Consider the following 12,787-nt stretch of genomic DNA (forward strand, 5'->3'; position numbering starts at 1 on the left):
AAAATACTTAATAAGTATTTCTGGAAGTAATAAATTGGCTATGGCTAATAATGAATCTGATGGCATTAAAAATTTTTATTCAAAGGTCTTGCTTTTTTAGATGCTCCACAACTTTTGAGATTGACCCCCTCTAAATGTAAAGTTATTCATTTTTATAAAAGAAAAAACCCTTAACAATCAAAAGATTATTAAGGGTTAACTTGTGTGGTACCTCCAGGAATCGAACCAGGGACACAAGGATTTTCAGTCCTTTGCTCTACCAACTGAGCTAAGGTACCTCGCTAAAGCGGTTGCAAATATATATCCTATTTTAGAATCTGCCAAATCTAAATTGTAAAAAAAGCATTTATTTTTCGATTTTTTTTTAAATAAGAGCTAACTAATTTATTGTTAATATAATAGCGTAATGGATAATTATTGCTTCTTGTTTTGTAAATTTATCCCTTTTTTAAAATGAGATGAATTTAGTAATTGATGTAGGGAATACTTTGGTGAAATTGGCCGTTTTTAAGGCGAGTAAGCTTCAGGATAAAAGAATTGTAGAACGTAATGAGGTTTTAAACCATATTAGAGCTTTAAAAAATGATTTTCCTTTATTGGAACGCGCGGTGATTTCTTCCGTAGGGCATTTGAGTGAACATGATGTTTTCGAAATAAAAAAACAGTTTGATGTTTTGGTTTTAGATGCTCAAACTAAATTACCTTTTATAAATTGTTATGAAACACCGCAAACTTTAGGTGTAGACCGTGTTGGTTTGGTAAGTGCTTCGGTTAAACAATACCCCAATAAAAATGTATTAATTATTGATGCAGGAACCTGTATTACTTACGATTTTATTACCAATGAAAATAAATATTTGGGAGGCGCTATTTCACCAGGATTAACCATGCGTTATAAATCCTTAAATAATTTAACCGCCAAATTACCGTTATTAAAGCTATCTGTTCCTGAAACTATGATAGGAAGCTCAACATCAGGGTCTATACATTCGGGAGTAGTCAATGGTGTATTGAATGAAATTGATGGAACTATTTCTCAATATCATAATAAATATTCAGATTTAACAGTTATTTTAACAGGAGGTGATAGTAAATTCTTGTCTAAACAATTAAAAAGTAGCATATTTGCGAATTCAAATTTTCTTTTAGAAGGATTGAATCACATTTTAGAACTTAACTCAAACGAATGATAAAAAAACTTGTATTAGTTTTTATTGTAGTATTTGCAATCAAAGGTCATAGCCAGCAAGCCACGGCATCACCGTATTCTTTTTACGGTATTGGTGTTTCAAATTTCAAAGGAACTGTAGAAAACAGGAGTATGGGAGGTTTGAGTATGTATACTGATAGTATACACATGAATTTACGAAACCCGGCAGCTTATGGCGGTGAAAATTTAGCGTCTTGGGGAGGTGAAAGTAGGCCTGTAACCTATACTATGGGGGGAAGTTACCAAAACACAACTTTAAAGAGTGAAAGCAGTAAAGGAAACACATCAACGGCAACCTTTAACTATCTAGCCATGTCTATTCCTATTGGGAAATTAGGATTTGGTTTTGGTATCATGCCCTATACAGCAGTTGGATATAAGGTAGAATCTTTAAATGCCGACGGCGATTTAGGAAGAAGATTTGCAGGAGAAGGTGGACTTAATAAAGTCTTTCTTGGTGCTGGATATCAGTTAACAAAAGGATTATCTATTGGTTTAGATTTGGAGTATAACTTCGGAAATATTAAAAACAACAACATTGCATTACAGTATGATAATGGCTTGCCTACGCAATATCAAACTAAAGAAAATAACAGATCCGATTTAAGTGGTTTAAATGTAAACTTTGGGATTACCTATAAGAGAATGATTACCGATAGGCTTGAAGTTGTTTCAGGTTTAACATATACACCACAAAGTAATTTGACCTCTCAAAATTTACGATCGATGTCTACCATTGTTTTTAATTCGAGCACAGGATCCGAATCTGTAGTAAATACAGTAATTGAAGATTTAGGCGCTATAGGATTGGCGGAAACTAAATTAAAAATGCCGTCAAGAGTTACTTTTGGTTTAGGAGTAGGTCAGCCAAGAAGTTGGTTTTTAGGCGCAGAATATATGTCGCATAACTCAAGCGAATTTTCAAATGTGTTGTATTCAAGTGATGATGCGGCCTATGAAGATGCTTCTAGATTCTCATTAGGTGGCTTTTTTATTCCACAATACAATTCATTTACAAGCTATTTTAAAAGAGTGGTTTATAGAAGTGGTTTACGCTTTGAAAATACAGGATTAAATATTAACAACCAATCTATTAAAGAGTTTGGCATGTCTTTTGGAGTAGGATTGCCGGTAGGAGATGCTAGATTGTTTTCAAATGCAAACATGGGGCTCGAGTTTGGTAAACGCGGCACTACAGAAAGTGATTTGATACAAGAAAACTTTATAACATTCCAAATCAGTTTATCTTTAAACGATAGATGGTTTCAGAAAAGAAAATACGATTAAAACGATTAAATTTATTATGAAGACTAAAATTACATTATTAGCATTATTATTTATTGGATTAAATGTTGGTTTTGCACAGCAAGATGAAGAGTGTATTAACAAACTTTCCATTTTTCATGAGTATGTTAAAGCTAAGAATTACGACGCCGCTTACGAACCATGGATGGCTGTAAGAAATAAATGTCCAAAGTTTAATAACGCCATCTATATTGATGGAGAAAAAATATTAAACCATAAAATTGACAATTCAGCAGGTGCTGAAAAAGTTGCATTTATAAATGATCTTAGAAAATTATGGGATGAGCGTGCTTTACACTTTGCTTCTAAAACTCCTAAAGGGGAGTACGCAGCAAAATCCTGTCAATTAATGTATGACAATAGAGCTGATTTGAAAAAAACAGATGAGGAGTTATACAAGTGTTTTGATGATGCATACCACTTAGATAAAGCAACGTTTACTAACCCGAAAAGTTTATATACGTATTTCTCATTAATGGTTGATTTGTATGATGCTGGTAAAAAGCCTGCAGCCGATTTATTCAATAAATATGACGATATCGCAGAAAAAGTTGAAGGTGAAATCCAAAATTACTCTGAAGATTTAAACAAATTAATTGAAAAAGAAGAAGCAGGAACAGCTTTAACTAAAAAGGAAGAAAAATATAAAAAGTACTATGAAAGCTACTTAAAAGCTTACGATCAAATTGCTTCTGGAATTGATCAAAAATTAGGGGATAGAGCAAACTGTGAAAACCTTATTCCTTTATATAGTAAAGATTTTGAAGCTAACAAAACCAATGCTGTTTGGTTACAAAGAGCTGCAGGGAAAATGTCTGAAAAAGAATGTACAGACGATCCGTTATTCTTTAAGTTAGTTAATGCTTACCACGATTTAAGTCCTTCAGCAAACTCTGCTTACTATTTAGGGATCTTAAAAGATAAAGAAGGTAAATCTAACGAGGCTATAAAATTCTATGAGCAAGCGATTAGTTTAGAGACTGATAACTTCAAAAAATCGAAATTATACTATAGAATTGCTTCAAAATTAAAAGCTAAAAGAAGTTATTCTAAAGCAAGAGATTACTACAGAATGGCGCTTAAGCTTAACCCGTCTAGCGGAAAGCCACATATTGCTATTGCAGCAATGTATGCAGCAAGTGCAAATGATTGTGGTAAAGATAACTTTGATAAAAGAGCAGTATATTGGTTAGCAGCAGAAGAAGCTAAAAAAGCAGCACGTGTAGATCCAACAATGTCTAGTGCAGCATCAAAATCTGCGACAAGTTATTTACACAAAGCACCTCAAAAATCTGAAGTATTTAGCTCAGGAAGATCAGGACAAACCATTACTATTGGTTGTTGGATTGGTTCTTCGGTTAAGGTGCCAAGTATTTAATGAAAACAAACGTTACATATAAAATTCTAAACATAGTCACAGTTTTTACTGTGGCTATGTTTTTTTCATGTAATGATAGTTTTAATCAGGTTCAGAAATTAGGGATTTCTGAAAATGAACCTATTGGTGTCGATTATAATCTTAACTTAAAATACACCGATTCGGGTCGTGTTACTGCCAATCTAATCAGTACAAAGACCTTAGATTATTCAAACAGAGACTTTCCTTTTAACGAGTTTGTAGACGGCGTTCAATTAGATGTTTTCGATGAAGCGAATAAAAAAAGCACTGTAGTTGCCGATTATGCTATTATTTATACCGAAACCGATTTAATCGATATGCAAGGAAATGTAGTCATCACGACACACGATAATAGAGTGTTAAAAACAGACCAGTTGTATTTCGATCAAAAAAATGAATGGTTGTATACCAACGAGCATGTTACCTTCAAATCGGAACAAGATTTAATAGATGGTAATGGTTTCGATTCGAATATGAAATTCACTAACGCCGAAGTTCTAGAAGTTACCGGAATTATTACTCTAGAAGAATAAATCGCTTTATTAAAAAGCGGCTTTCTCAATTTTAATTATCTTTACACATTAGTAAAATTAAATGTCAATCATGAAATATTCTAAGATTTTTCAATATGCTTATTTAGTATTTGCCGCTTTGTTTTTATATGATGGTGCCGTAAAATGGGAAAACGACCCTGATAAAGCTTATATATCTATGGCATTAGGAGGTTTGGCTATTTTTATGTTTTTCTTCAGAGGGAAATTCAGAAGGAAATATGATAATAAAGATAATTCTAAGTAAATGAGTGTTTATGTAATTATTATAATTGCATCTTTAATTCTTTCTGCTTTCTTTTCAGGTATGGAGATTGCCTATGTGTCTTCAAACAAAATACACATTGAAATTGAAAAGAAGCAAGATGGCTTGCTTGCAAAGGCATTAATTAAACTTACCGCAAAACCTTCAAAATTTATAACCACTATGCTTATTGGTAACAATATAGCTTTGGTTATTTATGGGTTTTTTATGGGTGATTTATTGGTGAATTGGTTTCAATCTTTATTACCAACTTCATACGGTTTTATAGATTACTTATTAACCGATTTAAGTTTACTTACCCAAACCATTATTTCTACAATTGTTATTTTAATAACTGCCGAATTTTTACCTAAAGTATTCTTTCAAATTTATGCGAATAAATTAATTAAGGCTTTGGCGGTTCCTGCGTATTTTTTCTACGTTCTTTTTACGCTCATTTCAGATTTTGTGATTTGGATTTCAGATTTTGTGCTTAAAGTGTTTTTTAAAACTGAAGGCGATCAAATTCAATTAGCCTTCACTAAAGTAGAGCTAGGAAACTATATTAGCGAGCAAATGCAATCTGTTGAAGAGCATGATGATGTGGATAGTGAAATTCAAATCTTTCAAAATGCTCTCGAATTTTCCGAAGTAAAAGCTAGGGAAGTCATGATACCGCGTACCGAAATTATTGCGGTTGATATTAATGATTCTATCAAATCGTTAAATGCCCTTTTCACAGAAACGGGGCGTACCAAAATTTTGGTTTATAAAGATACTATTGATGATGTGATTGGCTATGTGCATTCTTTTGAATTATTCAAAAAAGCAAGCAGTATTAAAGCCATGATAACGCCTGTAGAGTTTGTGCCAGAAACGGTACTTATTAAAGATGTGCTTAATGTGCTTACTAAAAAACGCCGTAGTATTGCTGTGGTTTTAGATGAGTACGGTGGTACATCAGGAATTATGACGGTTGAAGATATTGTTGAAGAACTTTTTGGCGAAATAGAAGACGAGCACGACTCAGTCGATTTAATTGAAGAGCATGTAAATGATAATTTATATAAGTTTTCAGCACGTTTAGAGGTTGATTATATTAATGAAACTTATAAATTAGATCTTCCCGAAAGCGAAAATTACGAAACGCTTGGAGGTCTTATTGTTAATCATACCGAAGAGATTCCAGATCAAAACGAGGTGGTTAAAATAGACAACTTTCAGTTTACTATTTTAGAGGTCTCAAATACCAAAATCGACTTGGTAGAGCTTATTGTATTGGATGACGATTAAAATACATAGTTCTGCTTTTATTATTAAAATGAAAATGGTATTTTCGCGCACGATATTTTTGTCAGTTCGCGTGTAATTGACAGTAACTTAACAAGAAAGCCCCAAAGGCTTATTAAAATTTATTTTTCAAATGGCAGTTTTAAACAAGATAAGACAACGTTCACTATTCTTAATATTAATTATTGCGTTAGCACTTTTTTCTTTTGTATTAGCAGATTTGTTTAGAAACACAGATGCACTTACAGCAAAATCGCAAAACGTAATCGCCACCGTAAACGGTATAGAAATTACACGTGAAGACTTTTTGCAAAAAGTTGAAGTAGCTCAAAGACAAGCAGGACCAAACGCTACAAATACACAAGTTATGAACCGTGTATGGGAGCAAGAAGTAAGACAAGCTGTTATGGAAACGCAATTTGAAGAGCTTGGTATTACTGTAGAAAAAGACCAAATGAGAGATTTGTTAAGAACCTCTTTAGCGTCAAGCCCAGAGTTTTTAAACGAGGCTGGTGTTTTCGATGAAAATAAATTAAACGAATATATTGCTAATTTAAAAGAAACATCGCCTGCAGGTTTTAGCAGTTGGGTGAATTATGAAAAACAAATAGCATCAAACGCACTTAACCAAAACTATTTTAGCATGGTTAAAGCAGGTTTAACAGGAACTTTAGCTGAAGGTGAATTAGAACACAAATTAGAAGGCGATAAAGTTGACATCAAATATGTTCAAGTTGCTTATTCATCAATTCCTGATAGTGTTGTTAAGGTATCTAAATCTGATATTTCTAGTTATATCAACGATCATAAAAAACAATTTGAAGTTGAGGCTTCAAGAGATATTCGTTTTGTAGAACTTAAAGAAGTTGCTTCAATTGAAGATGAAAACGCGATTAAAGCAGAACTTAAGCGCTACATCAATGGGCAATTAGTTGATGCTACTGGTAGAAAAGATACCATTACGGCTTTTGCTAAAGTTAAGGATAACGAAGATTATATCAACGCAGTAGCAGCTTCAGATATTAAGTTTGATAAGCGTTTTTTATTCAAATCTGATTTATCAAATGAATTTGCAAACGACATCTATAATTTAAACGAAGGTGAAGTTTTTGGACCTTACAAAGAAGGTGGTTTCTTTAAAGTTTCTAAAGTTATTGCTGTTAAACAAATTCCAGATTCAGCAAAAGTAAGACACATATTAATTCCTTTCTTAGGGTCTCAAAGCGCGGACCAAACGGTTGTTCAAACTGATGAGCAAGCTAAAGCTACAGCAGATAGTTTATTAACTATTTTAAAAAGAGATCGTTCTAGATTCCCAGAATTTGTTACGACGTATTCTTCAGATCAAGGAAGTATTGCTAAAGAAGGACGTTACGATTGGCATCCTTATAATAGTATGGTTCCAGAATTTAACGATTTCGAATTTGGTGGAAAAGTTGGAGATATTGATATTGTTAAAACTGTTTTTGGTTACCATATTATAGAGATAGAGGGGTTAAAAGATCCTAAAAAAGCAGTTCAAGTAGGAACTATTGCTAGAAGAATTGAGCCTTCTGAAGCTACTACTGATAAAGTGTTTAGAGATGCTTCTAATTTTGAAATTAAAGCTGGCGAAGGTGATTTTGAAACTGTAGCTAAAGAAAATAAGTTTACAGTAAGACCAGTAAATGGTATTAAAGCTTTAGATGAAAGTATTCCTGGTGTTGGAAACCAAAGACCAATTGTACGTTGGGCTTTTGAAAGTGATATCGAAGTAGGAGATATTAAACGTTTTAACATTCCTGGAGGTTATGTTATCGCGCAAGTTGTTGCTAAAAACGAAGCAGGGTTAATGTCTGTAGAAGATGCAACAGCAAGTGTTTTACCAATCTTGAAGAAAGAAAAGAAAGCCGAAATGATTAAAGATAGAATTTCTGCTAAAACGTTGGAAGATATCGCTGCCGCGGAAAAAACTTCGGTTAAAACAGCTGCAGGTATTAATATGAAAAACCCAACAATTTCAGGGGCTGGAAGAGAGCCTTTTGTTGTAGGTTCAGCTTTCGGATTAAATGAAGGTGAAACTTCAGGATTATTAGAAGGCGAAAAAGGGGTGTACATGGTTCAAGTAACTAAAGTGACGCCAGCAGTAAAATTAGAGAACTACCAAGCTGCTGCTAACCGTGTAGAGCAACAAAAATCAAGCATCGTAAACGGCAGATTGTACAATGCTTTAAAAGATGCAGCAGAGATTGAAGACAACAGAGCAAAATTGCAAATTCAATAAGCCTGTTTAAACATATTTTAAAAAGCCTCGTTTATCGAGGCTTTTTTTATGAAACTCATTTTAGTTTATAGTTAAAGTTTATTATCACATAAAAACTGTTGATAACTTAACTGCATATTTTCTAACAAAAAAACTACTTTTGTGATGTTAAAAAGTTAAGATTATGTCCGATACAATAGAAAAAGTAAAATGCCTAATTATAGGTTCTGGTCCTGCAGGTTACACTGCTGCAATTTATGCTGCTAGAGCTAATATGAGTCCTGTGTTATATCAAGGTACCCAACCTGGAGGTCAGTTAACAACAACCAACGAAGTTGAAAACTTTCCAGGATATCCCGATGGGGTAACAGGCCCAGAAATGATGATGGAACTTCAAAAGCAAGCTGAGCGTTTTGAAGCAGACATTCGTGATGGTTGGATTACTAAAGTAGATTTCGCTGGACCTATTCATAAAGTATGGGTTAACGGTGATAAAGAAATCCACTGTGATACAGTTATTATTTCTACAGGGGCTTCTGCTAAATATTTAGGTTTAGATTCTGAACAAAAATATTTAAAGCTAGGTGGAGGTGTTTCTGCTTGTGCGGTATGCGACGGGTTCTTTTATAGAAACCAAGAAGTGGTTATTGTTGGAGCAGGAGATTCTGCTTGCGAGGAAGCACATTATCTATCTAAGTTATGTAAAAAAGTAACCATGCTTGTACGTAGAGATGAATTTAGAGCTTCTAAAATCATGGCGGCTAGAGTTCAAAAAACTGAAAATATAGAGATTTTATTCAATACAGAAACGGATGAAGTTTTAGGCGACGGACAAGTAGTTACTGGGGTTCGTGTGTATAACAATAAAACAAATGAAAAGCACGAAATACCAGCTACAGGGTTTTTCGTTGCTATTGGCCATAAACCAAACACCGATATCTTTAAAGACTTTTTAGATTTAGATGAAACAGGATACATTATTAATGTACCAGGATCTTCTAAAACTAATGTTGAAGGTGTATTTGTATCTGGCGATGCTGCTGATCATGTTTACAGACAAGCCGTTACAGCTGCTGGAACTGGTTGTATGGCTGCGTTAGATGCGGAGCGTTATTTGGCTGCAATAGAGCCAAGTTTTGAAGTATCTACATCAACTTATAATTAAAAAGGATTAAACCTTAATACATTAAAACCGAGGCTAAAGCTTCGGTTTTTTTATGCTTTAATTTTTAAGAATTTAGTTTTAAATGTTCCCTAAAATTGTTTTCTTTGAAATGTAATTTTACAACTCTTTTGTATTATACGGGATGTGGCGCAGTCCGGTTAGCGTATCACGCTTTCAGCGTGATGGTCGTTGTGTAAGATAAAAGATTTAATTAGAATATTTAGTTTATATCATCTATAGTGCAACCTTAAACCGTTATTATGTTGGGCAAACAAATAATTTGTATAAACGTTTAGCTATTCATATAAATATCGGGATGTGGCGCAGTCCGGTTAGTGTATCACGCTTATAGCGTGATGGTCGTTGTGAAAGATAAAAGATTTAATTGGAATATTTAGTTTATATCATCTATAGTGAAACCTTAAACCGTTATTATGTTGGGCAAACAAATAATTTGGATAAACGTTTTGCTACTCATAATCGAGGAGGAGCTAAATACACTAGTAAAGGAGTTCCTTGGGTTTTGGTGAAAACTTATAGTTTTAGCAATCGAACAGAAGCTATGTCGATAGAAACAAAAATAAAGAAGCGTGGAATAAAAAGATACTTAGAAGATAATAGTTAATTCTATGATGAGCTGACCGCCTAATACAAAAATCTTATGTAGTGTTGGTTAAGTATCACATATAAATATCGGGATGTGGCGCAGTCCGGTTAGCGTATCACGCTTATAGCGTGATGGTCGTAGTGAAAGATAAAAGATTTATTGGAATATTTAGTTTATATCATCTATAGTGAAACCTTAAGCCGTTATTATGTTGGACAAACAAATAATTTGGATAAACGTTTGGCTACTCATATAAATATCGGGATGTGGCGCAGTCCGGTTAGCGTACACGGCTGGGGGCCGTGTGGTCGCAGGTTCAAATCCTGTCATCCCGACAAAATTGAAATATTGAAAACTAAATAAATGTTAAATAAATGATTTTCAGTGTTTTAATATTTTTTGGTTTTGTTTGAATTCGTTTGAAAACGATTATGAGGATGTCCTATACGGTGTCCTTTTTTATAAAGGAATTTTTTTATAAATTGCTGAATGTTAATGAATTGTATTGGTTTGTTTTCTTGTTGTTAAGACGCCATTCGGTGTCCTATTTTAATAGAAAATATATACATAATCATCAGTTTATAGGCATGTAAAATTAGATTTGACTTTCACTTTAATCATTGTTTAACTAAAGTGAAATGTAATGAAAACCACAAAATCATTTAGTATTGGCTTTTTGCTGAAAAAGACAGCAGTCAAAGATGACGGACAAATTCCGATTTATGCACGTATTCGTGTGGATGGAATATGTGCTGACATCAGCGTAAAACGTACAACCTTAGAATCTTATTGGTGTTCAAAATCCTTAAGACTTAATCCAAGGATCAAAGGTGCACAGAGTATTAACTTATATTTAGATGAGATTTACGCTGATTTAATGGATTGTCATAGGCAATTGTATTTTGAGGGTAAACCTATTTCTGCACAAGCTATTAAGTCAAGCTATTTAGGGACCGATAAATTACTTGAAACTCTGGGTGATATTATCAATTATCATTGGGAAGTAGAGTCTGTTAAATTAGAAAAAGGAACTCTTAAAAATTATTATGCAACTGAGAAATATTTAAGGCGTTTTACGCAGCATAAATATAAAAAGGATGACGTGCATCTTAATTTTATTGATTACAAGTTTATTGTTGAATTTGAACAATTTCTTAGAAGTAAGCCATCCTTGAAAGTATCAAAACCTTTAGGGAATAATGGGATAATGAAGCATATGGAGCGCTTTCAAAAGTTAATTAATATTGCTGTTAAGTTAGGCTGTTTTTCTATAAATCCGTTTAATATGTATTCTTTGAAGTTTGAAGATTACGAAAGTGATTTTTTGGAACCTGAAGAATTAATTAGTGTAAAGAAGTTCACTTCGGATAATTCTAGTTTAATGATTGTAAAAGATATGTTTTTGTTTGCTTGTTATACAGGATTAAGTTATATAGAAATTAAGAGTTTAACTAGAAAAGGTATTGTTGAAGGTGTTGATGGTAAATTATGGATTGATGTTAGAAGGAAAAAGACAAAAACAAAAGTTAAAGTACCTCTTTTACCTCAAGCCCTTGAAATTCTTAATAAATATATGAATAATGTTGATTACGATAGCTCATCTTGTTTGTTGCCTGTTTTTTCTAATCAAAAAGTAAACCAGCATTTAAAAACAATTATTAAGGAGGTCGGTATAGGTAAGAGTGTCACATTTCATGTTGCTAGACATACATTTGCAACTACCGTTTAAGCTTTAAGGTGTTATTTTTTTATTAAAATTTAAAAGTATGTTGTGAATTTAGGTAAATAGTACTCTACAATATTAATTTTTTAAGATTTACATTTTCAAGAATTACCGATAGAACATAAGGAGTTTTTGCATTCCAATGGGAGATATAGAGATAAAAAATAATATCATGCTTTTAAAGCACGGGTAGCTACAGATCCATCCTTACTAATATTTTCGATATCCCATCAAAACGAAAAGTATCTTGTAATATATCCTTATTAGGAGGTGAAATCATAATCGTTTGGTTTAAACCATTTTACCCCCTTTGTTTTAATAAAATGCCCTCCTTTTTTTTTAGTCTAAGAATTTATTTTTGGTTTAGCTTATTTAGTCCATTATAACTCGTTTTTATATATCGGAGCAATATATTTAGAGATTATGAAAGCTTTATAACCATAACTAAAAAAAACTGAAAGGCATGATCAAACTTTTACAAAAGAAGAACCTTATTTTGAAGAGGTTTTTACAAAAAACATATTACCCAAATAAGATAATAAGAGGCATTAGTCTTGTTACAGGGCTAATTTTGACTTTGGCAGCTCATGCCCAAACGACTTCTCCCGTCTCAGTCTATTTAACAAAAGGCGACCAGTCAGCATTGCTAGAGCAACAGGCTGATGCAAATTTTTCTACCACTTTTATTGATAACAATACGGTTGTATCCATTGATGATACCCAAACATATCAATCCGTAGTAGGGTTTGGGTGGACTTTGACGCAAGGTAGTGCCAAAGCTATTCGTTCTATGAATCAAACAGACCAAGATGCACTGTTAGAAGAGCTATTTCATCCTAGCAATGGCATACGTTCATCATTGATACGCATTAGTCTTGGTGCCTCAGATTTAAGTGAGTTTGCCTATACATATAATGAAGTGGCCTATGGAGATACCGACGAAGATTTATCTGAATTTTCTTTAGCTGGTCCAGACCAAACAGATTTGATTCCTATTTTAAAGAAAATAGTAGCTATCAATCCAAATGTTAGACTACTAGCCACGCCGTGG

The 12,787-nt window shown here is 33.2% G+C and carries 11 protein-coding genes, 2 tRNA genes and 2 pseudogenes; 14 read left to right on the forward strand and 1 reads right to left on the reverse strand.

The window, feature by feature from the left end:
- Positions 1-205: 205 nt before the first annotated feature.
- Positions 206-278, reverse strand: a tRNA-Phe gene (locus H6X70_RS16690).
- 180 nt (positions 279-458) lie between these two features.
- On the opposite strand from H6X70_RS16690, the gene H6X70_RS16695 reads away from it, so the two are divergent.
- The 14 genes and pseudogenes from H6X70_RS16695 to H6X70_RS16760 all read left to right on the forward strand — a co-directional run.
- Positions 459-1,190, forward strand: a complete 732-nt coding sequence (locus H6X70_RS16695; RefSeq protein WP_194768833.1) for a type III pantothenate kinase — start codon at positions 459-461, stop codon at positions 1,188-1,190.
- A complete protein-coding gene (locus H6X70_RS16700) occupies positions 1,187-2,497 on the forward strand; it encodes a hypothetical protein (RefSeq protein ID WP_194768834.1) in 1,311 nt (436 codons plus the stop codon). The genes H6X70_RS16695 and H6X70_RS16700 overlap by 4 nt, the downstream gene beginning before the upstream one ends.
- A gap of 16 nt (positions 2,498-2,513) precedes the next feature.
- Complete coding sequence (locus H6X70_RS16705; protein WP_194768835.1) at positions 2,514-3,893, forward strand: hypothetical protein; 1,380 nt, start codon at positions 2,514-2,516, stop codon at positions 3,891-3,893.
- Entirely contained in the window at positions 3,893-4,447 is a 555-nt protein-coding gene (lptC, locus tag H6X70_RS16710) for an LPS export ABC transporter periplasmic protein LptC (RefSeq protein ID WP_194768836.1), read from the forward strand. The genes H6X70_RS16705 and lptC overlap by 1 nt, the downstream gene beginning before the upstream one ends.
- A 70-nt stretch (positions 4,448-4,517) precedes the next feature.
- Positions 4,518-4,712, forward strand: a complete 195-nt coding sequence (locus H6X70_RS16715) for a hypothetical protein (protein WP_194768837.1) — start codon at positions 4,518-4,520, stop codon at positions 4,710-4,712.
- The gene (locus H6X70_RS16720; RefSeq protein WP_194768838.1) at positions 4,713-6,002 is read left to right on the forward strand and encodes a hemolysin family protein; all 1,290 of its coding nucleotides are present in this window, start codon (positions 4,713-4,715) and stop codon (positions 6,000-6,002) included. It abuts the gene before it with no gap.
- Positions 6,003-6,132: 130 nt separating this feature from the next.
- The gene (locus H6X70_RS16725) at positions 6,133-8,262 is read left to right on the forward strand and encodes a SurA N-terminal domain-containing protein (RefSeq protein ID WP_194768839.1); all 2,130 of its coding nucleotides are present in this window, start codon (positions 6,133-6,135) and stop codon (positions 8,260-8,262) included.
- A gap of 163 nt (positions 8,263-8,425) precedes the next feature.
- Positions 8,426-9,406: a thioredoxin-disulfide reductase gene (trxB, locus tag H6X70_RS16730; protein WP_194768840.1), complete on the forward strand. Its 981-nt coding sequence runs from the start codon at positions 8,426-8,428 to the stop codon at positions 9,404-9,406.
- Between the two features lie 229 nt (positions 9,407-9,635).
- A complete protein-coding gene (locus H6X70_RS17090; RefSeq protein WP_194768843.1) occupies positions 9,636-9,758 on the forward strand; it encodes a GIY-YIG nuclease family protein in 123 nt (40 codons plus the stop codon).
- Between the two features lie 33 nt (positions 9,759-9,791).
- Positions 9,792-10,031 (forward strand): GIY-YIG nuclease family protein, encoded by a 240-nt coding sequence (locus tag H6X70_RS16740; protein ID WP_194768841.1) that lies wholly within the window; start codon positions 9,792-9,794, stop codon positions 10,029-10,031.
- A gap of 141 nt (positions 10,032-10,172) precedes the next feature.
- Positions 10,173-10,259 (forward strand): annotated as a pseudogene (locus tag H6X70_RS17095) (GIY-YIG nuclease family protein); the annotation flags it as partial.
- Between the two features lie 14 nt (positions 10,260-10,273).
- Positions 10,274-10,348 (forward strand) — tRNA-Pro (locus tag H6X70_RS16750).
- A 308-nt stretch (positions 10,349-10,656) separates the two neighbouring features.
- Entirely contained in the window at positions 10,657-11,742 is a 1,086-nt protein-coding gene (locus H6X70_RS16755) for a site-specific integrase (protein ID WP_194768842.1), read from the forward strand.
- Positions 11,743-12,199: 457 nt separating this feature from the next.
- Positions 12,200-12,787: pseudogene (locus tag H6X70_RS16760) on the forward strand (hypothetical protein); the annotation flags it as partial.

It is taken from the genome of Tamlana sp. I1 (assembly GCF_015355625.1).
Taxonomy (GTDB): Bacteria; Bacteroidota; Bacteroidia; order Flavobacteriales; family Flavobacteriaceae; genus Pseudotamlana.

What these genes read in the sequence shown, in the direction of transcription:
- H6X70_RS16755 (WP_194768842.1), top strand. Translation starts at nt 10,657, where the DNA reads ATGAAAACCACAAAATCATTTAGTATTGGCTTTTTGCTGAAAAAGACA.
- lptC (WP_194768836.1), top strand. Translation starts at nt 3,893, where the DNA reads ATGAAAACAAACGTTACATATAAAATTCTAAACATAGTCACAGTTTTT.
- H6X70_RS16705 (WP_194768835.1), top strand. Translation starts at nt 2,514, where the DNA reads ATGAAGACTAAAATTACATTATTAGCATTATTATTTATTGGATTAAAT.
- H6X70_RS16695 (WP_194768833.1), top strand. Translation starts at nt 459, where the DNA reads ATGAATTTAGTAATTGATGTAGGGAATACTTTGGTGAAATTGGCCGTT.
- H6X70_RS16715 (WP_194768837.1), top strand. Translation starts at nt 4,518, where the DNA reads ATGAAATATTCTAAGATTTTTCAATATGCTTATTTAGTATTTGCCGCT.
- H6X70_RS16700 (WP_194768834.1), top strand. Translation starts at nt 1,187, where the DNA reads ATGATAAAAAAACTTGTATTAGTTTTTATTGTAGTATTTGCAATCAAA.
- trxB (WP_194768840.1), top strand. Translation starts at nt 8,426, where the DNA reads ATGTCCGATACAATAGAAAAAGTAAAATGCCTAATTATAGGTTCTGGT.
- H6X70_RS16720 (WP_194768838.1), top strand. Translation starts at nt 4,713, where the DNA reads ATGAGTGTTTATGTAATTATTATAATTGCATCTTTAATTCTTTCTGCT.
- H6X70_RS16725 (WP_194768839.1), top strand. Translation starts at nt 6,133, where the DNA reads ATGGCAGTTTTAAACAAGATAAGACAACGTTCACTATTCTTAATATTA.